The following is a 22,829-nucleotide window of genomic DNA, read 5'->3' on the forward strand; positions in this document are numbered from 1 at the left end:
GCCCGCCAACAGAGAAAAAGGACAAGCGCGGGAACGAAAAGCAAGGAAACATGCCCGTCAACAGAGAAAAAGGGCAAGCGTGGGAACGAAAAGCAAGGAAATGTGCCCGCCAACAGAGAAAAAGGACAACAATGGTAACGAAAATTATATTTTTGAAAAACAAAGTTTAAATAAAATGAGATTCAGCATAATAAGAAGTTCTCCCCTGAGGCACAAGTATAAAATGCTTTGATAGGATTCGTCGAATAGTTTTCTTTGATTCAATTATTCTGCACCATTCATGAATAGAAGCAGTGGTTATTTTATTATCAGGGTTAAGAAGTTTAAACTCGTTTACACTTCGCAAAACACCAGCCTCCACTTCTTCTTTGTAAGCACAATTATTACATATTAGTGTACCCATCTCGTAATTAACATTCAATGATTTACAGGAAACGCAACTAATTCCCTTTTTAATATTGTCGTAAGTATATCTAGGTAATCTTTTGTAAGGAGATTCTTCTAAATGAAGTGCAACTAATTGATGAGCAAACTTAATATTTTGATCTTTTATTATTAATGACTTTGGTAACTTTTTCGAAAAACGCTGCAATTGAGTGGGAAAAATAATTGGTTGACCGAGGGGAGCTTGATAGAGTTGAAAGTGGGGATTAATGAAGATTACATAGGGTTCAATAAGTGTTTTAATACCATGGTTTTGAAGCAATTGCCTAAGTAAGGATTCACTTCGTTCCAATTGGAGTAAAGGGTTCTTGATTTCCTTCTTTGCTAATGTAAGCCATCTTCCATTTCCATCGATATAAACATCTCCTTCATAATTTTTAACTTCGAAAAAATAGAGAGTCTCGTCAACTAGCAGGAGCGAGTCAATTTGAAAAGTAGAACGATTGCATTCAAGCATTAAATCATTTAGGATTAACCAATTCTCTGATCCTGGCAGGTCGGCAAGCCACGCATCAAATTGAAGCTCTCCTTCATATCCCTTTTCAAGGCTCCAATAATGCTGCACTTCTTCATCAGATAACTCCATCCGCCTATTCAAAATCCGATAAAGCTTTAATTCCTCTGACTCATAACGAGGTTTAATCACCATAGGCAGCATCCTCCAATCAAAAGATTTACAACTATTCTATGAAATATTCCCACTTTGTACAAGTGATGAAATCTATTGAAATATAAATGTAATAATTTTGGTGATTAAATTTAGAAATGACAATGCTATAATATAAAAGATGTGAATAACCAACAAATTATGACTCAATTTCCCAAAATAATATACAGCATTCTACAATCTGCCTCATAAATCACCCGTAAAATTCCGCCAAAAATAGACAAATGAGGTGTATTCTTCTATAGTAATAGAATCTTAAAGTACATAGATAAATTTAAGGAATAGAGAGGAGACATGGATCAAATTGAAACGTAAATTTCTCGCTCTAGGAATAGGAATCTTATTAGGCAGCAGCAGTTTACTCATGCCTATGTCAAACACTGCCTATGCAGTAACAAATAAGCAGCTAGAGGATAAAAAGAAGGAAATACAAGAAAAACGTTCAAATGTTCAATCAGAGATTGATCAGAAGAAAGAAGATCTAGTAGAAATAGGGGAAGAAAAATCAGCTGTTCAAAAAGAGCTGGATAAGATAGAAATTACTATTGCAGATACGGAAAACAAAATAAAAGAAAAAGAAGCACAAATTGTAGATGCAAAAGAGGAAATTAAGAAACTCCAAGAAGAGATTGCAATCCTTAAGGAGCAGATTAGAAAAAGAGACGAGCTATTAAAGGAACGCATCCGTTCCATCCAAGAAAATGGCGGAGTCATTAATTACTTAGATGTATTATTAGGTGCTCAAAGCTTTAGTGACTTTATTAACCGCGTAAGTGCGGTAACTTCGTTCATGGAAGCAGATCGTGATTTACTACGCATGCATCAAGAAGATAAGGCATTGCTTGATAAAAAAGAAGCGGAAGCACAGAAACAATTAGAAGAACTAAATAAAAAATTGGCTGATCTTGAAGGAATGAAGAAGAAGCTTGATGGCCAAAAAGCTGAAAGAAGCAAACTTTATAAAGAATTAGAAAAAGAAGAACAGCATATGCATGAAGAGCTTCTTGAATTTGAAGATAAAGAGGCAATTCTTGCTGCACAGGCAAAAGCAATTGAACGTGAGCTAGCAGCGTGGAAGAAGAGACAGCGTGAACTAGAGGAACAAGCGAAAAAACAAGGGAACACGGTTGGTGCTCCTCCAGCAATTACAAATGGAGCATTTATGAACCCAGCAACAGGCAGACTGACATCTCATTATGGACAAAGATGGGGCAGACTGCATTCAGGTATTGATATTGGCAAAGGCGGACGAACGGAAGCTGTTCCAATTGTTGCTTCCGCAGCTGGAACAGTAATTAAAGCGAATTATGACAATAGTTATGGGAATGTCGTTATGATTACACATGTTATTAATGGACAAGTCATGACAACTGTATATGGTCATATGGAATCCCTCTCAGTGTCGAATGGACAAAGCGTAGAAAAAGGACAGCTGCTAGGGTATATGGGGAATACGGGTAATTCAACTGGCCCGCATTTACACTTTGAGATCCATCACGGACCATGGAATGGAAGCAGATCGAACTCTGTTAACCCTCTTAGATATGTAAACTATTAAGCTATAGAAAAGGCACTCACCATTTAGGTGTAGTGCTTTTTTCTAATTTGCTATTCTATTTACTGTAAGTATGCTTCTTAAACAAACCGTTGATTAGTAAAAAATGCGAACATAGCCCTTAATCAAACGTTTGATTAAGAAAAAATACGAACATATCTACTAATCAAACGTTTGATTAGTAATGGTTTTTGAGGTGAGATACTATGAATATTCATATGATGGCAAAAGATACGTTAGAGGCACAAGGAATTCGGTGGATGATTGAATCGCATCTTCCTGGTATACGTTTGACTGTATGGGATTCACTGGAAGCATTTTCAGGAGCAGTGCAAAATGAGCGACCGGACCTTGTTATTTTGGATATGGACAGTTGGATGCAGGGCAGTGAAGGATTCTGTGAGCTGCTTCAACGGTATAGAATTCGCTGGTTAGGCCTATCCTCTGAGCGGATTTTTCAAACTGCCTACCGTGCACTCCGTTTTCGTGCAGAGGATGTTATTTTTCGTCCGATATCGCCTGATGATTTGAAAAAGCATATTCAGCAAATCCGCTATCAAACAAGAAATGAACAATATTTTTTCTCGAATCAGGCAGGAGATAAAGTAGACACGTATGCCATTGATTACCCTGATTTATTTTTGTTAGATAAGAATAGATCTTATCCAATAACAATGGTTGCCTTTTTGACACCGAACAATGAGACGCTGCCGTTTGTCTATGATGCCCTGCAGCGTTATTCCTTTCCAGTTCAGCATAAGCTTTTTGCATTATCTGATTTTATTTTATGCGTACAGGAAAATGAAAAAATAGAATCGATTAGGGAAATTTACCATTCTTTCTTATCAAGGTGGAAAGAGAGAATGGATGAACCGCTGGCAATTGTCATTAATATCGATTCCTCCGGAGGATCGCTAAAGAATACATGTCAGCAAACGAGACAATTGACAAAAAGGGTCTTTTTTGAAGGCTATGATATTATTTTAGAGGGAAATAAGCAATCAGAGCCTTTAGAGATGGATCCATTTCTTACGCCACTCGAGCAGCGCCAATGGATTGAGATGCTGGAAACTAGGAATATAAAAGCAATAAGAGAGTGGGTTGAGCGCGAATTTTTAACATATGACCGTCCTTATCCAGACCCGGAAATGGTTCGAATCCGATTAACGAGTGTACTCGCTCAAATCCGGAGACATATGAAAGCATATAATCTTCATAGTGTGGCTCTTGAAGCGGGCTATCATGAGGTTTTTAAGCAAATTGTTCATCAGTCTGTTATTTATCAAATTGTTAAAGAGCTCCTAACATTTATACAGAGATTGCTTATTCAGGTCCAAGAGCAAATACAAGATGGCCCTCGAACACTTGTGGAGAAAGTACAGGAAATGATTGAATCGAATTATTGGGATGCTGGGTGGAATTTAGCAGCATGTGCAGAAGGACTGCGTATGAATAAAAGTACGCTTAGCAGGCGCTTTTCAGCTGAATCTGGACAAACCTTCCGCACTCATCTTCATCAAGTAAGAATTCGTGAGGCAAAGCGATTGCTGCAGGAAACAGATATTTCATTAGATGAAGTAGCACGATTAATCGGCTATGCTCATCAAACGTACTTCAATGCAAAGTTTAAACAGTATGCAGGCTGTACACCTTTAGTTTTTCGGACAGGGATTAAACGATGAAAAAAGATATTTTTACTGGATGAGCTGTATACGTACGGCTTATTTTTTTCAGTAATATATAAATTATTATATATAAATGTTTACATATATAATCGAATTAAATATAATAAAAGTAACAATTTGGAAGGGCGGTTCTAAAATGTTACTTAAAAACAATAGGGCATTTCGGAATTTATTTGTAAGCAGAGTGTTAAGTATTCTTTCAGATTCAGTTATTTTTTTCTCATTATTAAAATGGATAGAAATTCAATCCAATTCTAGCAGTGCTTTTACGCTTTTTTATGTGGCATTTTACCTTCCCATGACACTTTTCGCCATTCCTATTGGCGCTTGGATTGAAAATAAGACGCTGCAAAAAGTAATGGGCTATTCAAATTTTATTCAAGTTATCATGCTGGTCCTCTTTTTAGTAACTGCTCCATTTTTAGCCTATCAATGGGTATATCTTCTTTTAGTAATCTTAAGCATATTAGGACTATTTTTTATTCCAGCTAATCAATCTCTTTTGCCGCATATTGTTGAAGAGGAAAATCGCGCAGCAGCTAACAGTCTATTACAATTAGGATTTACTGCTGTTAAAATTGTTGGACAGGTGTTTACTGCTTTAATGATAAAATTAACCTACACGCCTTCTTCATTATTAATAATATCTGTATGCATGCTTTTGGTCTCGCTTATTTTTATTAAGCGTGTCAAACCAATAGTGAAGAAAGAGCAAATGGAAAAACAAAGTCAATGGAAAGTAATAAGGGGAGGGATAAGCTATATTGGTCAGCATTCCCAGCTGAAGCCTCTTTTTACTTTTTTAGCTTTAGCGATGTTTTTTGCAGCCTCAATAGATTTATTATTAATCACTTTTTTGAATGATGTTTTATCGGTCGGAGTTGAGAATCTAAGTTTTATTGGTACTGCGTCACTTCTTGGGATAGCCTTAGGTGCAATGGTCGTACCTAAGCTATATAAAAAAATTGAAAGAAAGTGGTTAGTAATTCCGCCATTATTTGCTTTGAGTGTTAGTATAGGGAGTCTATTTTTTGTAACTAATTGGGTTGTCATTCTTCCGCTTTTCTTTTTACAGGGCATCGCTTTAGGCTGTTTTAATGTCTCATTTGTTACATATCTGCAAGAAATTGTTTCTAAACAAAATTATACGAGAACCTTTAGCTTTTATAATATGATTTCAAGTTCAATGGCATTGCCAGGTATATTCATAGTGGGAATCATGATAGATTACTTAGGGGTGCTGACAACGATTATTGGAATTTCTGGGGTGTTAATAATTATAGGTATTTTGGGGATCTATTTTATTCCAAAGCTGGGGAAAGGTTATATAAAAGAGAGTAAGAATATGAATGCTGTTTGATTAGGAAGGGTGAATGAAATGTCATTACGGTACGGAATTCTGGGCTTATTGAGTAAATGGGAAGCAAGCGGGTACGATATAAAAAAAGAATTTGATGATGTTATGAGTATTTTCTGGCATTCTCATCTTTCGCAAATTTATCCGGAATTAAACAAGCTAGAAAAAGAGAAACTGATTAGTAGCAGATTGATTCAACAGGAAGGAAAGCCTGACAAAAAAGTATACTCAATTACAGAAAGTGGAAGAAATAGTTTGGTTGAATGGTTAATAGGACCAATTGAAGAACCGAAACTAAAAGATGCCTTTCTCATGCAAACATTTTTTATGGATAATATTCCAGTTGATGAGGTTCTGCTAAAGCTTAATATGTATAAAAAAGAACGTCAGTATAGGTTAGAAAAGATGAAAGAAATTATTCAGGAAAAGTGGAATAGCATAAAAGAAAGAAATATTATGAAGCCTAGGATCATAGTAAGTTCGGCAGTATTAAAGCGTGGAATTGAACAAGAACTGCAATATATTAAATGGTGCGAGGATACCATTCAATTAGTAGAAGGATGCAAACATTTGTGGGATCAGGACGAACATATTTTAACAAAAGATTCAAATACAGAAAGCCATTCAGAAGAAGGTATAACTTTTACTGATGTTAAAGATACTTTTTTGCATTATTTTTCAGATTTAATAGATGATGAATAAATACGATATTTAATTCTATCAAGCTTCATGCATTCCATTTACAAGAGAAAAAGAAAAAATGGTAGCCATGGGAGCTTCATGCATTCCATTTACAAGAGAAAAAGAAAAAATGGTAGCCATGGGAGCTTCATGCAACCCATTTACAAGAGAAAAAGAAAAAATGGTAGCCATGGGAGCTTCATGCATTCCATTTACAGGAGAAAAAGAAAAAATGGTAGCCATAAGAGCTTCATGCATCCCATTTACAAGAGAAAAAGAAAAAATGGTAGCCATGGGAGCTTCATGCATTCCATTTACAAGAGAAAAAGAAAAAATGGTAGCCATAAGAGCTTCATGCAACCCATTTACAAGAAAAAAAGAAAAAACGGAAGCCATGAGAACTACATACATCCCATTTCTCGAAAAAGAATAATCAGTAGCCATGAAAAACCGGATCTCAAAACTCCCTTCATCTATATTTATCCTAAAATCATTTAAAATGAAAAGAAACTGAATTTTATCATAAAAATAGACGTTATAATAAAAATAACTGCAATAAAATATAAAAAAGTTCTTAATTTATAATAAATTATCCGAAATTTCATTATAAAATAAAAATATAGAAAAGGGAGGGATTTTGAAATGAAAACGATTTCGAATGATAAGGTTGTACGTTACCGTGGAACAGATTTAAATACGAAGGGATGGCTGCAGGAAGCTGCACTTCGTATGTTAATGAACAATTTGGACCCAGATGTGGCAGAGCGTCCAGAGGATCTTGTTGTTTATGGAGGAATTGGGAAAGCGGCACGTAATTGGGAATGCTTTGATGGGATTGTAAAATCATTGAAAGAGTTGGAGAATGATGAAACGCTGCTTGTTCAATCTGGAAAACCGGTAGCGATTTTTAAATCACATGCGGATGCCCCACGTGTCTTGCTTGCGAATTCGAATATTGTCCCTGCCTATGCAAATTGGGAGACATTCCATGAGCTTGATAAAAAAGGCTTGATGATGTACGGACAAATGACTGCTGGCAGCTGGATTTACATTGGATCTCAAGGAATTGTGCAAGGAACATATGAAACATTTGCGGAACTAGCTAAGCAGCACTTCAATGGTACACTTAAACATACAATCACGGTTACAGCTGGTCTCGGCGGAATGGGTGGGGCTCAGCCGCTTGCTGTTACGATGAATGGCGGGGTTTGCATTGGTATTGATGTGGATGAAAGTCGGATTGATCGCCGCATTGAAACAAGATATACAGATGTAAAAACAGACTCCCTTGATGAAGCAATTCGATTGGCACAGGAAGCAAAGCTTTCTGGCAAAGCGCTATCCATTGGTCTAATCGGAAATGCTTCAGATATTCTTCCTGTAATGATTGCGCGTAATTTCATTCCGGATGTACTTACAGACCAAACTTCTGCACATGATCCTCTAAATGGATATGTTCCTTCAAAAATGTCTTTAAAAGAAGCGGCAGAACTTCGAAAAAATAATGCGAATGAATATGTGAAGCTTTCAAAAGCCTCTATGGCAAAACATGTTGAAGCCATGCTTGAAATGATGGAAAAAGGTGCGGTTACATTTGATTACGGCAATAATATCCGTCAGGTTGCAAAGGATGAAGGGGTAGAAAATGCCTTTGCTTTCCCTGGATTTGTTCCTGCATATATTCGCCCGCAATTTTGTGAAGGAAAAGGACCTTTCCGCTGGGTAGCACTTTCAGGTGATCCAGAGGATATTTATAAAACAGATGAAGTCATTTTACGCGAGTTTAGCGACAATGAGCATTTATGCAACTGGATTCGCATGGCGCAAGAAAAGATTGAATTCCAAGGATTGCCTTCCCGCATTTGCTGGCTAGGTTATGGGGAGCGGGCGCGTTTTGGAAAAATTATTAATGATATGGTTGCAAGCGGAGAATTGAAAGCGCCAATTGTCATTGGCCGTGATCACCTCGATTCAGGCTCTGTTGCTTCGCCAAACAGAGAAACTGAAGCCATGAGGGATGGTTCAGATGTTGTTGCAGACTGGCCGATCTTGAATGCGATGATCAATGCAGTCGGTGGCGCAACATGGGTATCTGTGCATCATGGCGGCGGAGTTGGAATGGGTTACTCCATGCACGCGGGAATGGTTATTGTTGCTGACGGAACAAAGGAAGCGGAAGCACGTCTTGAGCGCGTATTAACAACAGATCCAGGAATGGGAATTGTTCGCCATGTTGATGCAGGCTATGATTTAGCGATAGATACAGCTCGTGAAAAAGGGGTTAACATCCCAATGCTAAATAAAGGAAATGAGTAATAATGAAGAAACCAGTTTGGATTAAACATATATCGCAGCTTGCTACACTTGCATTAAACAGCAAAGGTCCACGTTCAAAGGAAGCCATGTCTGAGTTAGGATTAATTGAGGACGGCAGCTTATGGCTGGAGGATGGAAAGGTTCAAGCTGTCGGAACAACGATAGAGCTAGATGAACGCTACGCTTCAAGGGCTCATGAAGCAGAAATTGTTGATGCAACAGGACATTTAGTCACTCCAGGATTAGTCGATCCTCATACGCATGTCGTATACGGGGGAAGCCGTGAGCGTGAATTTGAAATGCGTCTTGAAGGTGCGACCTATATGGAGATTATGAATGCTGGCGGCGGTATTCATGCAACAACACGTATGACACGTGAAGCAACCGAAGAAGAGCTTTTTGAGCAGACATCCCGAAGGCTTGATTCTTTTCTTCGGCATGGTGTAACAACGGTTGAAGGAAAAAGCGGTTATGGAATGAACCTTGAGACAGAACTTAAGCAATTGCGGATGATGAAGCGATTGCAGGAATCGCATGCGATTGATCTCGTTCCGACCTTTATGGGTGCACACGCGGTACCTCCAGAATTTAAAGGAAGAGAAGACGAGTTTGTCGAGCATATCATTAATGATATGCTTCCGATGGTTGCTAAAGAAAAATTAGCAGAATTTAATGATGTCTTTTGTGAAATGGGTGTGTATACCCCTGAGCAATCGGAGCGAATTTTAGAAGCGGGGAAAAAGCTTGGTTTGACGCCAAAAATTCATGCGGATGAAATTGAGCCATACGGAGGGGCAGAACTTGCCGCAAAAGTTGGGGCAATTTCAGCTGAGCATTTGTTAAAAGCATCGGATGAAGGAATCAAAGCAATGGCGGAAGCGGGAACAATTGCTTGCCTTCTTCCGGCAACAGCTCTATATTTGCGTGAAGGGGCAGCAGCAGGCAGGAAAATGGTTGATGAGGGTGTTGCCGTAGCTATTTCAACAGACTGTAATCCAGGGTCTTCGCCAACAACATCGATGCCGCTCGTGATGAATTTAGCTTGTATATCGATGAGACTAACTCCCGCCGAGGCGCTGACAGCGGCAACATATAATGCTGCTTGTGCCATAAACCGACAGGATCTGGTAGGTTCACTAGAGGCTGGAAAACAAGCGGACATCGTTTTATGGAACGTGAAGAATTATCAGGAATTACAATATTTATTCGGTGTTAATCATGTTAAAAAGGTTTGGAAAAAAGGTGTTCAGGTGGTGGGATAACAATGAAAAATAATTGGCTGCAAAAGCCTGAATGGTCATGGAATCAAAAGGAAGAGCAACCAACATATGTTCATCATTGGGTTCAGCCATTAGAAAAATTCGCTGAATCACCTGACCTCATTCTTTACGGAGCGCCTATTTCACGTTCATCTATTAGTGTTTCAGGAGCATCCCTTTATCCGACGGAATTCCGGAAAATGTGGAAAGGCTATGCTACTTATAATTTGGATGAGGATATTGATTTAACATCTATTCGTGTAGGGGATGCAGGAGATGTGGTGATGCATACGACAGATATCCTTTTATCCCACCAGCGTATTCAGGAAGCTACTAAAATATTAGTCTCAGATTATCCTAATGTTTTAACATGTATGATTGGCGGCGATCATTCCACAACTGCCTGTGCTGTTAGGGGAGTAAAGGATGCCTTTCCAGAAGATACAATAGGCATTTTACAGCTAGATACTCATTTAGATGTAAGAGATCCGGCAGAATTAGGGCCTGCGAACGGAACACCAATTAGGCAATTGATTGATGGAAATGCGGTCAAGGGTGAAAATGTAATAAATATCGGTTTACATGGGTATTTTAACGCGAAGCCATTAGTCGATTATGCTAAAGAGCATAAGATTCAAATGGTGACATTAAAGCAGGCACGAAAAGATGGGGTAGTAAAAACTATTCAGGATGCCCTTGAGCGCCTTGCCAAGCAGGTGGATCGCATATATGTAACAGTGGATATGGATGTGCTCGATATTTCTGTTGCACCAGGTGTCCCGGCATCTACACCAGGAGGTCTTACTGCATCAGAGCTATTCGATGTACTGCTTGAAATAGGAAAGAACTCAGCGGTACGGCATATTGATTTTGTTTGTTTAGATCCAAGCAAGGACACAATCGTTGGAGAAACTGTCAAAACAGGTGTATATGCATGGCTGCAGTTTGTTACGGGCATTGCCTGTCAATCTAACAGTCTATAATGATAAAACACGGGGGTGAAAACACCCTCGTGTTTTTTTTATCCAAATATTCGACAAAATCCGATAAAAGTATCCAAACTTTTTTAAAAGTAGTGACTTTTATAACAGTTTGAGTAGAATGAATCATTTATAATCAGAGCAGGAAATTTTTACTATGTTAAATGTGGAAAAGAGGGTTACTTTGAAAAGATCCATTCTAACTAAGCTGATTGGTCTTGTGTCTGTTGTTATCTTCGTAAGTTTGACGGTTATTTCATTTGCAAATTATCGAATGACCTATTTAAAAGTTAAGGAATCAGCTGGCATTGAACTGTTTGGATGTGCGAATATTACTACCGGTCTTTTAACAAAAAATGATATTGACAGTCTAAATTCACTTACATCTTCAGAAGCTTTAGAGCTTGGTGAAAAGATAGACTGGACTACTGCACATAAGCCCATTTTTGAAAACCAATATATTATGTCAATCAAGGGAGAAGTGCTTGTTCCTGATGAAAAATCGGACAAACAAGGAATCAAGGTTGGGGATATGACACCTGTTGATAAGGATATTTTGAATACATTACTCGAAACGAAGGCTCCAGTATTCTCAGATGTTTACGATTATTCGGGCATGAAACGCTTGACCGGGTATGCACCTATTTTTAAAAATCATGATATGCAAGGTGAAATTGTTGCAATTAGTGCGATTGATTTCGATGCGGAGATTCTAACAGAAAGAACCTGGAGCATGGTATCATCAACCATCATTGTTGGAATCATTTCATTGCTTGCAGCTGGAACAATTATTATTTTATATGTAAGGAAGACGATTCTGCCATTAAAGCATTTGACAGAATATACAAAGAGAATTTCAGAAGGGGATCTAAGTAAAGATGCAGCCACTATTAAAGCTACAGGAGAAATACGAGCTTTAAATGAAAACTTCAATATTATGGTAGAAAATCTAAAAAGTGCTCTCATTCAAACCGCATCAACTTCTAAAGAAGTCGCATCATCTACTGAGGAGCTGTCCGTCAACACTTCAGAAGTGGTAGATATCGTAGAAGAAATATCAGCCACCTTCCAAAACGTTGCTGAAGCGGCTAATCATCAAGCTATAGAAGCTGAACATATACAGGCTATCTTTGGAAAAATTGCCGTCCAAACGAATGAAATAGCAGAAAGGATAAAAATCACTACAAAAAACTCGCATGAAGTCTCTGATTATGCTGTAAATGGGAATGTAATTATTGGAGAATCAATTAAACAGATGGACGATATCCGGCTAAGTTCAACAAATGTCTCTAAGACGATGCATGAGCTGAAGGAAAAATCGGTTAGAGTGAAAGAAATTTTGAATATCATTATGAATGTGTCTAAACAGACGAATCTGCTTGCTCTAAATGCTTCAATTGAGAGTGCCAGAGCTGGCGAACATGGGAAGGGCTTTGCTGTTGTGGCAGAAGAAATACGCACCTTAGCCGAGGAAACATCAAAGAGTATTGAAAGTATAAAAACAATTGTTTTTGAGATTGAAAGCAAAACTACAGAAGCGGTTCAACTAACAGAGCAAGGAAATAAGATTGTCCAGATTGGAATAGAAAAGGTGAAAAATGCAGGTCACTCTTTTAATGAAATAAAGGAATCAACGAAAGGATTAAGTGAAAAAGTTGAGCAAGTCCTTTCATCGACAGTTGATATTCAGGAGGAAATAGGTGCTGCAAATAGGCAGATTGTCAATATCGCAACCATATCAAAGGAGATATCTAGCCAAATGCAGGATGTTGCTCTTTCATCTGAGCAACAGACGGGGTCTATGGAAGAAGTGTCAGCAGCCATTCAAATGCTTGTTCATACAGCAAATGAGATGGAGAAACTAGCAAATCGGTTTAAAATATAAAGAGAAACAAGCAAGCGAACCCATCTAATCGCTTGCTTTTATTTATTTGCTTATCCTTACTTGAAAAATAAACTCCTTTCAGGCAAATTTGAATTAATAGATTATCATTTTTGAATAGAGGTGCCCAAAATGTCTGATGAAATTATTTTAGGAAGAACACTTGTGGAATGGAAAAAAGAGCTCCCGTTATTGAATGAAGTCATAAATTTTAAGGAAGTTTTTTGGACAAACCCGATGTATCAAACAATTTCCGAGTCATCTTCACTTACAGTTAAGGACATTTTGGATGCTGAAGAGCGGCTCGTTCGATTTGCACCCTATATCGCAAAAGTTTTTCCTGAAACAGAAGACAGCGGCGGATTCATAGAGTCCCCTCTTATGTCTGTCCCACAAATGAAAAGGAGCCTGGAGCAAATCTATCACTTTGAATTGCCAGGCAGTCTTTTGCTGAAATGTGATAGTCATCTGCCAATCTCAGGATCCATTAAAGCTAGGGGAGGCATATATGAAGTATTAAAATATGCGGAAGACCTAGCATTGGAGCATCAAAAGATATCCTTGAAGGATGACTATTCAGTCTTTGCAGATCAAACATTTAAGGACTTCTTTTCCCAATATTCAATTGCAGTTGGATCAACAGGAAATCTAGGTTTAAGCATTGGCATCATGAGCGCAAAGCTAGGCTTTAACGTATATGTACATATGTCTGCAGATGCAAAGAAGTGGAAGAAGGATTTGCTTAGAGAAAAAGGAGTCCACGTAGTCGAGCATAATTCAGATTTCAGTGCGGTAGTTGCACAGGGAAGAAAGCAGGCTGCCGGAGATCCTCACATGTATTTTGTTGATGATGAGAGCTCCCGTCATCTATTTCTAGGATATTCTGTTGCAGCGATTCGTTTAAAGAAACAGCTGGAGGATATGAATATTCGGATTAATGAGGGAAATCCGCTATTTGTCTACCTCCCATGTGGTGTTGGAGGCGGACCTGGAGGTGTAACCTTCGGACTAAAGCAAGTATTTAAAGAGCATGTGCATTGTTTTTTTGCAGAACCAACACACTCCCCATGCATGCTCCTTGGCTTAATGACAGGAATGCATGATCAGGTTTCAGTTCAAGACTTTGGCTTAGATAATTTAACGGAGGCTGATGGACTTGCGGTTGGCAGACCATCAGGCTTTGTTGGGAAATTCCTTGAAAAAGAAATATGCGGGAACTACACAGTAGATGATGATAAATTATTTACATTGCTGACTATACTAGCTGATAAGGAAGGTATTTATCTTGAACCATCCGCTCTTGCAGGGTTTGCAGGACCTGTAAAACTATTGAAAGCGCAAGCGGGAGGGACTTACAAGCAGGATGCCTCGTTGATAAATGCTACACATATCGTTTGGGGGACAGGCGGCAGCATGGTTCCCGAAGAGGAGATGAAGCAATATTATGGAAGAGGAAAAGACAGGGCTTGCAAAAATAAATAGAGATTTGCAAAAAAATAGCCGATTTTTGCAAAATAAATTAAAATAATGCAATAATAAATTGACTTTTGCAAAATTAGGTAATGAATTTGCAAAATAAATTAGATTTCTGCCAAAAACATTTATTTACATAGAAAATTTCATATTAATCGGGGGCAACGTCTGTGAAAAATAAACTATATTATCAAGACCCATACATAAAATCATTTACAACGCATTTAAAGGAACAGCAAAAGGATGAACAAGGAAGACTGTATGCTGTTTTAGAAAAAACAGCCTTTTATCCAACTGGTGGAGGGCAGCCTCATGATACAGGTACGTTAAATCGGATAAAGGTTACTGATGTGGAGGAAACAAATGGGGAGATCCGTCACTATTTGGAGAAACCGTTAAACGGCCCTGGAGAAATAACTGGCGAAATTGATTGGGAAAGAAGATTTGATCATATGCAGCAGCATGCAGGCCAGCATATCCTGTCGGCAGCTTTTGAAGAAATATTTGGTTTTGCCACCGTTAGTTTTCATTTAGGGAATGAAGTGTTAACGATTGACCTGGATATTGAGGAGTTAACAGACGAACAAGCGGAAGAAGCAGAGGGTTTAGCCAATCAAATCATTTTAGAAAACCGCTCGATTGAAACGAAATGGGTTAGTATGGACGAGCTATCTTCCTACCGTCTAAGAAAGCAGCTTTCAGTCACCGAAAATATCCGTCTCGTTATTATTCCTGATTTTGATTACAACGGCTGTGGAGGAACACATCCCCATTCAACTGGGGAGGTAAGGGCTATCAAAATTTTAGATTGGGAGAAACAGCGGAAAAAGATCCGTGTGCAATTTGTTTGTGGTGACCGCGTATTCAACCAGCTTCATCAAAAGCAAAAAGAAATCAAACGATTGACGAGTATACTGAACGCACCTGAAGAAAATCTTGCGGACACAGCGAAAAAAATAATCGAAGACAAAAAGATGCTTGAAAAATCTATCGAGGAATTGAAAGATGAGCTTGTAGCATATGAAGCGAAGGATCTCCTTGCGAACGGAAAATCTTCAAGCAACGGCATAATGATAGGTAAACAATTTAACAATCGATCAATACAGGAAATACAGAAGCTAGCTCGAGCGGTGACAGTCCAATCAGAGGAGGCTGTCGTGTTTTTCGTGAATGCAGCAGAAGAAAAACTGCAGTTTGTTTGTGCAAAAGGAAAGACACCAAATGGCAGCATGAAAGAAATAACAAATAAACTTTTGCCATTACTAAATGGGAAGGGCGGTGGAAATGATTTGTTTGCCCAAGGTGGAGGAGAAGCGCTGATAACCGCAGAGCAATTATTCCATCAAGGATTAGCATATATGGAGCAGGATATAAGCCTTCCTTCTTAACGAGGAATTAATAAAATATTTAGAAAAGTCAAATAAAGTAGTTGTCAAGCCTACCTCTGTTATATTACAATTCTTATAAGAGCTATGCATTACATTGAATGTTTATGTTATTCACATGAATACCTCATGTAATATCCTTGGCTCTATAGGAGGCACGTTCATGTATCAGCAAGGCACTGTTTATGTTATCGGGGATAGCAAAACTTCTTCCAACAATCCTATCATGCAGCAATATAACGCCTTTTTTGTAGGTCTTGTCATTGATAGAAAAACAGACAAGATTATTGATGCAGAATGCTCATCAACCATTGACTTAACTACGCGTTTTGTCCATTCATTATTTGTTGGCATGTCTATTTTGGAAGTGGATCGATTAACCGAAGAAATTGAGCAGCGCTACTTTGGATCCTCACAAAAAGCATTAATAGTTGCGTTTAAGAATGCCCATATAAAATATTTGCAAATAAAGAATAAATAATTAGCTGCTTTTTCTGTTTATCGCAGATGAAATCCAGCTGTTAGAGATTAGTGTTTTATCTCTGACAGCTGGTTTTTTTATTTAATAGATATCTTGCTCAAAATATAGGAATAGATTCTAGGAAAATAGTATATGAAATAACAGGGGGGATGTAAATGAAGCTATATGTTTCAGTAGATATGGAGGGAATTACAGGACTTGCTGATCATACGCATGTAGACTCTTCCAAACATAACTACGAGCGCAGCCGTTTAATTATGACAGATGAAACGAATCACGTGATTACAGCTGCCTATAGTGAAGGCTGTAAAGAGGTACTAGTGAATGATAGCCATTCAAAAATGAATAATCTATTAATTGAAAGGCTTCATCCGGAGGCAAAGGTAATAGTTGGGGATGTGAAGCCATACTCTATGGTCCAAGGGCTTGATTCTTCTTATTCAGGCGCCATGTTTATTGGCTATCATGCGAGGGCTTCTATGTTAGGTGTTATGTCCCATTCAATGATTTTTGGTGTTCGAAATATGTATATCAATGATGTGGCAATTGGTGAAATGGGATTCAATGCTTATGTTGCAGGTTATTATGGTGTACCTGTTCTTCTCGTAGCAGGGGATGACCGTGCAGCCTTGGAGGCAGAACAGCTTATCCCGAACGTGACTACTGCCATTGTAAAGGAAACAATTACCCGTTCAGCTGTCAAATCATTGACACCGGCTAAGGCAGGAGAACTTCTAAAAGAAAAGACTTTAGCCGCATTAAAGAATAAAGATCTAGTGAAACCGCTGATTCCACCAGATCATCCGCTTTTGAGAATTGAATTTGCCAACTATGGGCAGGCAGAATGGGCACATTTAATGCCTGGTACAGAAATAGAAGAAAATACAACGATTGTGCGTTTCCAGGCGAGGGATATTCTGGAGGCATATCGAGCCATGCTTGTAATGATTGAATTAGCAATGAGAACATCATTCTGTTAGGAAGTGTTAATTAATGACAGCTTACATTGTAAAACGCCTCATTGCCATGCTTGTAACCCTTTGGCTAATCATTACACTAACCTTTTTCCTCATGCACTCGGTGCCAGGGTCTCCTTTTAATGAGGAAAGAGCCACAAATGAAACCGTTCAGAAAAACTTGGAAAAATACTATCATCTGGATGAACCGCTTATTGTCCAATATGGATTGTACTTGAAATCTGTTGTTACTTTTGATTTTGGACCTTCTATCAAAAAATCATCTCAAACGGTTAATGAAATGCTTGGAAGAGGATTTCCTGTTTCATTCGAATTGGGGCTTGTTACTCTTATTGTGGCAGTTATTTCGGGAATTACGCTAGGAATTATAGCTGCACTTCGCCATAACGGGCTTCTTGATTATATGGCGATGACGATAGCGGTGCTCGGCATATCCATTCCAAACTTTGTTATGGCTACTCTTCTGATTCAGCAGGTGGCTGTTAATTGGGGAATCCTGCCTGTAGCCACATGGGTAAGCCCAAAGCATATGATTCTCCCAACTTTAGCTCTCGCAACCGGACCGATGGCGATTATTGCGAGATTAACCCGTTCCAGTATGCTTGAGGTTCTTACGCAAGACTATATAAGAACAGCGAAGGCTAAAGGGCTTTCGCCGGTAAAAATTATCTTTAAACATGCTTTAAGGAATGCCCTTTTGCCTGTTGTAACCGTGCTCGGCTCTCTCGCAGCAAGTATTTTGACTGGTACCTTTGTTATCGAGAAGATTTTTGCGATCCCAGGAATGGGCAAATATTTTGTTGAGAGCATTAACCAGCGCGACTACCCGGTCATTATGGGAACAACGGTATTTTACAGCGCGATTCTTATTATGATGCTGTTTCTAGTAGATATTGCTTACGGCATCCTCGACCCTCGGATCAAGCTGCATAAAAAGGAGGGAAGCTAATGGAACTAAGGAAACCGAATGAACATCATATTGAACCAAATATTCCTGATGAATGGTTTGTTCCAAAAGCAAAGGATCAAACGGAAGCAGAAGCAGTTGTAAGACCAAGCTTGTCCTATTGGCAGGATGCATGGCGGCGCCTTTTGAAGAATAAATTAGCCATGGCAGGACTGACATTTCTTATTCTCCTTATACTGATGGCCATTTTTGGACCGATCATATCGCCGCATGATGCTGCAGAGCAAAAGCTTGCCAATCAAAATCTCCCTCCTTCCAGTAAGCATTGGTTTGGGACGGATGAATTGGGAAGGGATGTTTTTTCAAGAACTTGGCTTGGGGCACGAATATCCTTATTTGTCGGAAGTGTTGCTGCATTAATTGATTTTCTAATTGGAGTCGTTTATGGAGGAATTGCTGGATATAAAGGCGGTAAGGCAGACAATGTAATGATGAGATTTGTAGAAATATTATATGGTCTCCCCTATTTGCTCGTCGTCATTTTAATTAGTGTGGTCATGGGCCCTGGCTTATTTACCATTATATTTGCTTTATCTGTAACGGGGTGGGTTGGAATGGCCAGGATTGTACGAGGACAGGTTCTTCAAATTAAAAACTACGAATTTGTGCTGGCATCCAAAACCTTCGGGACGAAAACCTCACGAATAATAAAGAAAAATTTACTGCCAAATACAATGGGTCCGATTATTGTCCAAATGACATTAACGGTTCCATCGGCAATTTTCGCAGAAGCATTTTTGAGCTTTCTTGGCTTAGGAATCCAGCCGCCATTTGCAAGCTGGGGTTCCATGGCGAGTGATGGATTGTCAACGATTCTATCAGGACATTGGTGGCGTCTTTTTTTCCCAGCCTTCTTCATTTCTCTGACAATGTTTTCATTTAATGTACTTGGGGATGGGCTGCAGGATGCGCTCGATCCGAGGCTGAGGAGGTAAACAGCATGGAAAAAGTTCTTGAGGTAAAAAAACTCCATGTTTCTTTTAAAACCTATGGTGGAGAAGTTAAGGCTGTTCGTGGCGTTACCTTTGATTTATATAAAGGGGAAACATTAGCGATTGTTGGTGAATCAGGCTGCGGGAAAAGCGTAAGCGCTCAAAGTATTATGCGTCTGATTCCAAACCCGCCTGGTAAAATTACTCATGGTTCCATACTTTTTAAAGGAATGGATTTAACAGCTGTGAAAGAACTGCAAATGAGAAATATCCGCGGGGCGGATATTTCAATGATTTTCCAAGACCCGATGACAGCTTTGAACCCAACAATCACAATAGGTGAACAAATCATTGAAGGGGTTTTACAGCATAAACAGATCACAAGGCAGGAAGCAAAAAAAGCGGCACTTGAAATGCTGGATCTTGTTGGGATACCAAACCCGGTTGAACGTTTAAAGCATTATCCCCACCAATTCAGCGGAGGGATGAGACAGCGGATTGTGATTGCGATGGCACTTGTCTGCCAGCCTGAAGTTTTAATTGCTGATGAACCAACAACTGCTTTAGATGTGACGATCCAAGCACAAATACTAGATTTATTTAAAGAAATTCAAAGTAAAACAGGCGTATCCATTATTCTCATCACCCATGATCTTGGTGTGGTCGCACAGGTTGCGGATCGGGTGGCCGTTATGTATGCAGGAAAAATAGTGGAAGCAGGATCAAGGAGGGAGATTTTTTATAATCCTCAGCATCCTTACACGAAGGGGCTGTTAAATTCTGTTCCACGCCTTGATATAGAAGAAACAGAGCTTGTGCCGATAGGAGGTTCACCTCCTGATTTATTTTCACCTCCGACAGGCTGTCCATTTACAGCCAGATGTGCACATGCCATGGAGGTTTGTGATCGGAAATATCCATTTAAGACTCGTCTAAGCCAGGAGCATCACGTGGATTGCTGGCTGCAGGATGAGCGCGCCATAAAAATGCTTGCTAGTATCAAGTAGTTTGTTCTTTTTTTCAGCCATTATCATATAGCTGAAATTAGAAATGCTAGAAACATAAAAAAGAGGGGGAAGTGGCGTGAAGAAGTATGTATCTTTGTTGTTAACGTGCTTAATGATTTTTGTGCTGGCAGCGTGTACAGCCAAACAGGAAACAGGGAATGAGCCTAAACCAACAGATAAAGAAGAAGGTACAAAGGAAGAGGCAGTGAGTGAAAAGATTCTCTATCTTAATAATGGGATGGAACCAACCTCGTTTGATCCTCCGATTGGTTTCGATTCCGTCTCATGGAGCGGGTTAAATAATTTAATGGAAGGCTTAACCCGTTTAGGTCAAAACCATGAACCTGAAGCTGCGACCGCTGAAAAATGGGATGTGTCTGAAGATGGAAAAACCTATACATTCCATATTCGCGAAAATGCTAAATGGTCAAATGGCGATAGTGTAACTGCTGGTGACTTTGAGTTTGCATGGAAGCGTTTATTAGACCCTGAGACAGGTTCTCCTGCAGCCTTCTTAGGCTACTTTATCGAGGGTGCAGAAGCATTTAATACTGGAGCGGGATCTGCAGATGATGTAAAAGTGAAAGCAGTAGATGAAAAAACATTTGAAGTGACATTAACGAGCCCGCAGGCATACTTTTTAAGTGTGATCACAAACCCGGCATTCTTCCCAATTAATGAGAAGGTTGCAGCAGAAAATCCACAGTGGTTTGCCGAGGCGGAAACATTTGTTGGAAATGGTCCTTTTAATCTAGCAGAATGGGAGCATGACAGCCACTTTTTAATGGAAAAAAATGACCAGTACTGGGATGCGGGTACTGTAAAGCTAGACAAAGTCCATTGGGCAATTGTCGATGATACAAATACAGAATATCAAATGTATCAAACTGGAAATCTAGATGTTTCTGATATACCAGCTGATTTAAGTGAGCAGCTATTCTCAGAAGGGAAAGTGCAGGTTGGTGATCAGGCAGGGGATTACTTCTATCGGTTTAATTTAACAATGGAGCCTTTCCAGAACTTAAATATTCGTAAGGCATTTGCAATGGCGGTTGATCAGCAGCAAATTGTAGACTTTGTAACAAAAAATAAAGAAAAGCCTGCTTATGGTTTTGTTGCTTACGGTTTTAATGATCCAGCAGGAAATGACTTCCGCGAAACAGCTGGAGATCTTGTAAAAACAGACATTGAAGAAGCAAAGGCACTTCTTGCAAAAGGGATGGAAGAAGAAGGATATGAAAAGCTTCCTGAAGTGACGTTAACTTATAGTACGAGTGATACGCATAAGAAAATTGCTGAAGCGCTTCAACAGATGTTTAAGGATAATTTAGGTGTAGAAGTGAAGCTGGCTAACATGGAATGGAATGTTTTTGCTGAGGAACAAACAGCTTTGAAATTCCAGCTCTCTCGCAGCTCCTTCCTTGCTGACTACGCTGACCCAATCAACTTCCTGGAAAACTTCCAAACGGGACATTCAATGAATCGTACGGGCTGGAGCAATGCGGAATATGACCAATTGATTAAAGATGCAAAAAATGAAGCGGATGAAACGAAGCGATATGAAATGATGTATAAGGCGGAGAAAATTCTATTTGAAGAAATGCCAATTATTCCAATTCATTTCTATAATCAAGTGTATTTACAAAATGAGGCTGTCACAGGTATCGTACGCCATCCAGTGGGCTATTTGGAACTGAAATGGGCAGATAAAAATTAAGAAAACTTGTATCTAAAATGGGGATGTTCGCTTGAACATCCCTTTTTAAAAAGAGAATCAAGTAGACGACCTTTATTTATTCTTATTACTGAATATGGATGTAAAGAAAGATCAATAAAACAAAGGAAGTGACAGCATGGGAGTAAAACCACAAAGGTTAAGAATTGGAGATACGGTTGGCATCATTGCGCCTGCAAGTCCGCCAAATCAGGAGAATTTACAGCGTTCCTTTGCATTTTTAGAAGGATTAGGCCTGAAAGTAAAGCTTGGCAAGCATGTGTATGACCAGTATGGCTATTTGGCTGGAAAGGATAAGGACCGGCTAGCTGATTTACATACTATGTTTATGGATAGTGAAGTAAAGGCTGTCATTTGTGCAGGTGGAGGATATGGCACTGGACGAATTGCTTCACAAATAGATTATAAGATGATTAAAAATCATCCTAAAATATTCTGGGGCTATAGTGATATTACTTTCTTGCATACCGCTATCCGGCAGCAAACGGGGATTATTACCTTTCATGGACCGATGCTTGCATCAGACATTGGAAAGGCCGATGCAGATCCTCTATCAAAGGAATATTTCAAGCAATTGTTTGAACCAACCTCGATTCAGTATCCAAATGACCTATCCCAGGTGGAAGTATTAATTGATGGAAAAGCTAGCGGAGAGATCACTGGAGGAAATTTATCTCTGCTTGCAAGCACGATTGGGACAGCATTTGAAATTGATGCGAAAGGGAAGCTGCTGCTAATAGAGGATATTAATGAAGAACCTAGGTCTATCGATCGGATGCTAAACCAATTGCATATGGCTGGGAAGCTTGCCGATGCAGCGGGCCTAATCATTGGAGACTTTAATAATTGTGTCCCTGAAAGGGAGCTGTCATTGGAGCTTGACGAAGTAATCTCTCATTATACTCAATTAGCAAACAAACCTGCACTTAAAGGATTCAAATTTGGGCACTGCTCTCCGCATATTTCTATTCCTTTAGGTGTTCAGGCAGAAATGGACACATCTGAAAAACGATTAATGATTGATAGCGGAGTTCAATAACAGGAAG

The 22,829-nt window shown here is 39.1% G+C and carries 19 protein-coding genes; 18 read left to right on the forward strand and 1 reads right to left on the reverse strand.

What is annotated here, in order from left to right; translation table 11 throughout:
• Positions 1-166: 166 nt before the first annotated feature.
• Positions 167-1,093 (reverse strand): nuclease-related domain-containing protein, encoded by a 927-nt coding sequence (locus tag C1726_RS08130; RefSeq protein ID WP_102272682.1) that lies wholly within the window; start codon positions 1,091-1,093, stop codon positions 167-169.
• A gap of 322 nt (positions 1,094-1,415) precedes the next feature.
• On the opposite strand from C1726_RS08130, the gene C1726_RS08135 reads away from it, so the two are divergent.
• From C1726_RS08135 to C1726_RS08220, 18 genes are all read left to right on the forward strand, one after another.
• Positions 1,416-2,669, forward strand: coding sequence for a murein hydrolase activator EnvC family protein (locus C1726_RS08135; RefSeq protein ID WP_102272683.1), 1,254 nt, complete (start codon positions 1,416-1,418; stop codon positions 2,667-2,669).
• A gap of 203 nt (positions 2,670-2,872) precedes the next feature.
• Positions 2,873-4,348 carry a response regulator transcription factor gene (locus tag C1726_RS08140; protein ID WP_102272684.1) on the forward strand — a complete coding sequence of 492 codons (1,476 nt, stop codon included), beginning with the start codon at positions 2,873-2,875 and terminating at the stop codon, positions 4,346-4,348.
• A 139-nt stretch (positions 4,349-4,487) separates the two neighbouring features.
• Entirely contained in the window at positions 4,488-5,711 is a 1,224-nt protein-coding gene (locus C1726_RS08145) for an MFS transporter (RefSeq protein WP_180968139.1), read from the forward strand.
• Positions 5,712-5,729: 18 nt separating this feature from the next.
• Positions 5,730-6,410 carry a PadR family transcriptional regulator gene (locus C1726_RS08150; RefSeq protein ID WP_102272686.1) on the forward strand — a complete coding sequence of 227 codons (681 nt, stop codon included), beginning with the start codon at positions 5,730-5,732 and terminating at the stop codon, positions 6,408-6,410.
• A gap of 58 nt (positions 6,411-6,468) precedes the next feature.
• Complete coding sequence (locus C1726_RS08155) at positions 6,469-6,822, forward strand: hypothetical protein (protein WP_102272687.1); 354 nt, start codon at positions 6,469-6,471, stop codon at positions 6,820-6,822.
• A gap of 209 nt (positions 6,823-7,031) precedes the next feature.
• Entirely contained in the window at positions 7,032-8,705 is a 1,674-nt protein-coding gene (hutU, locus tag C1726_RS08160; protein WP_102272688.1) for a urocanate hydratase, read from the forward strand.
• Between the two features lie 2 nt (positions 8,706-8,707).
• A complete protein-coding gene (hutI, locus tag C1726_RS08165) occupies positions 8,708-9,967 on the forward strand; it encodes an imidazolonepropionase (protein WP_102272689.1) in 1,260 nt (419 codons plus the stop codon).
• Between the two features lie 2 nt (positions 9,968-9,969).
• The gene (locus tag C1726_RS08170) at positions 9,970-10,947 is read left to right on the forward strand and encodes an agmatinase family protein (RefSeq protein WP_102272690.1); all 978 of its coding nucleotides are present in this window, start codon (positions 9,970-9,972) and stop codon (positions 10,945-10,947) included.
• A gap of 181 nt (positions 10,948-11,128) precedes the next feature.
• Positions 11,129-12,829, forward strand: coding sequence for a methyl-accepting chemotaxis protein (locus tag C1726_RS08175; RefSeq protein ID WP_180968140.1), 1,701 nt, complete (start codon positions 11,129-11,131; stop codon positions 12,827-12,829).
• A gap of 129 nt (positions 12,830-12,958) precedes the next feature.
• Positions 12,959-14,308, forward strand: coding sequence for a D-serine ammonia-lyase (gene dsdA / locus C1726_RS08180; protein ID WP_102272692.1), 1,350 nt, complete (start codon positions 12,959-12,961; stop codon positions 14,306-14,308).
• A gap of 161 nt (positions 14,309-14,469) precedes the next feature.
• Positions 14,470-15,687, forward strand: a complete 1,218-nt coding sequence (locus C1726_RS08185; protein ID WP_102272693.1) for an alanyl-tRNA editing protein — start codon at positions 14,470-14,472, stop codon at positions 15,685-15,687.
• A gap of 160 nt (positions 15,688-15,847) precedes the next feature.
• The gene (locus tag C1726_RS08190; protein WP_102272694.1) at positions 15,848-16,165 is read left to right on the forward strand and encodes a DUF3870 domain-containing protein; all 318 of its coding nucleotides are present in this window, start codon (positions 15,848-15,850) and stop codon (positions 16,163-16,165) included.
• A 155-nt stretch (positions 16,166-16,320) separates the two neighbouring features.
• Complete coding sequence (locus C1726_RS08195; protein ID WP_102272695.1) at positions 16,321-17,145, forward strand: M55 family metallopeptidase; 825 nt, start codon at positions 16,321-16,323, stop codon at positions 17,143-17,145.
• Between the two features lie 13 nt (positions 17,146-17,158).
• Positions 17,159-18,091: an ABC transporter permease gene (locus tag C1726_RS08200; RefSeq protein ID WP_102272696.1), complete on the forward strand. Its 933-nt coding sequence runs from the start codon at positions 17,159-17,161 to the stop codon at positions 18,089-18,091.
• Positions 18,091-19,044, forward strand: a complete 954-nt coding sequence (locus C1726_RS08205; protein ID WP_102272697.1) for an ABC transporter permease — start codon at positions 18,091-18,093, stop codon at positions 19,042-19,044. The genes C1726_RS08200 and C1726_RS08205 overlap by 1 nt, the downstream gene beginning before the upstream one ends.
• Before the next feature lie 5 nt (positions 19,045-19,049).
• Complete coding sequence (locus C1726_RS08210; RefSeq protein ID WP_102272698.1) at positions 19,050-20,048, forward strand: ABC transporter ATP-binding protein; 999 nt, start codon at positions 19,050-19,052, stop codon at positions 20,046-20,048.
• Positions 20,049-20,160: 112 nt separating this feature from the next.
• Positions 20,161-21,765, forward strand: coding sequence for a peptide ABC transporter substrate-binding protein (locus C1726_RS08215; protein WP_102273239.1), 1,605 nt, complete (start codon positions 20,161-20,163; stop codon positions 21,763-21,765).
• Between the two features lie 136 nt (positions 21,766-21,901).
• Complete coding sequence (locus tag C1726_RS08220; RefSeq protein WP_102272699.1) at positions 21,902-22,822, forward strand: S66 peptidase family protein; 921 nt, start codon at positions 21,902-21,904, stop codon at positions 22,820-22,822.
• The last annotated feature ends 7 nt before the right edge of the window (positions 22,823-22,829 follow it).

This window comes from Cytobacillus massiliigabonensis (assembly GCF_900199725.1).
In the GTDB taxonomy this organism is placed as follows: Bacteria; Bacillota; Bacilli; order Bacillales; family Cytobacillaceae; genus Cytobacillus; species Cytobacillus massiliigabonensis.

What these genes read in the sequence shown, in the direction of transcription:
- dsdA (WP_102272692.1), top strand. Translation starts at nt 12,959, where the DNA reads ATGTCTGATGAAATTATTTTAGGAAGAACACTTGTGGAATGGAAAAAA.
- C1726_RS08210 (WP_102272698.1), top strand. Translation starts at nt 19,050, where the DNA reads ATGGAAAAAGTTCTTGAGGTAAAAAAACTCCATGTTTCTTTTAAAACC.
- C1726_RS08215 (WP_102273239.1), top strand. Translation starts at nt 20,161, where the DNA reads ATGATTTTTGTGCTGGCAGCGTGTACAGCCAAACAGGAAACAGGGAAT.
- C1726_RS08190 (WP_102272694.1), top strand. Translation starts at nt 15,848, where the DNA reads ATGTATCAGCAAGGCACTGTTTATGTTATCGGGGATAGCAAAACTTCT.
- C1726_RS08220 (WP_102272699.1), top strand. Translation starts at nt 21,902, where the DNA reads ATGGGAGTAAAACCACAAAGGTTAAGAATTGGAGATACGGTTGGCATC.
- C1726_RS08150 (WP_102272686.1), top strand. Translation starts at nt 5,730, where the DNA reads ATGTCATTACGGTACGGAATTCTGGGCTTATTGAGTAAATGGGAAGCA.
- C1726_RS08130 (WP_102272682.1), bottom strand. Translation starts at nt 1,093, where the DNA reads ATGGTGATTAAACCTCGTTATGAGTCAGAGGAATTAAAGCTTTATCGG.
- C1726_RS08205 (WP_102272697.1), top strand. Translation starts at nt 18,091, where the DNA reads ATGGAACTAAGGAAACCGAATGAACATCATATTGAACCAAATATTCCT.
- C1726_RS08145 (WP_180968139.1), top strand. Translation starts at nt 4,488, where the DNA reads ATGTTACTTAAAAACAATAGGGCATTTCGGAATTTATTTGTAAGCAGA.
- C1726_RS08195 (WP_102272695.1), top strand. Translation starts at nt 16,321, where the DNA reads ATGAAGCTATATGTTTCAGTAGATATGGAGGGAATTACAGGACTTGCT.
- C1726_RS08155 (WP_102272687.1), top strand. Translation starts at nt 6,469, where the DNA reads ATGGTAGCCATGGGAGCTTCATGCATTCCATTTACAAGAGAAAAAGAA.
- hutI (WP_102272689.1), top strand. Translation starts at nt 8,708, where the DNA reads ATGAAGAAACCAGTTTGGATTAAACATATATCGCAGCTTGCTACACTT.
- hutU (WP_102272688.1), top strand. Translation starts at nt 7,032, where the DNA reads ATGAAAACGATTTCGAATGATAAGGTTGTACGTTACCGTGGAACAGAT.
- C1726_RS08200 (WP_102272696.1), top strand. Translation starts at nt 17,159, where the DNA reads ATGACAGCTTACATTGTAAAACGCCTCATTGCCATGCTTGTAACCCTT.
- C1726_RS08140 (WP_102272684.1), top strand. Translation starts at nt 2,873, where the DNA reads ATGAATATTCATATGATGGCAAAAGATACGTTAGAGGCACAAGGAATT.
- C1726_RS08170 (WP_102272690.1), top strand. Translation starts at nt 9,970, where the DNA reads ATGAAAAATAATTGGCTGCAAAAGCCTGAATGGTCATGGAATCAAAAG.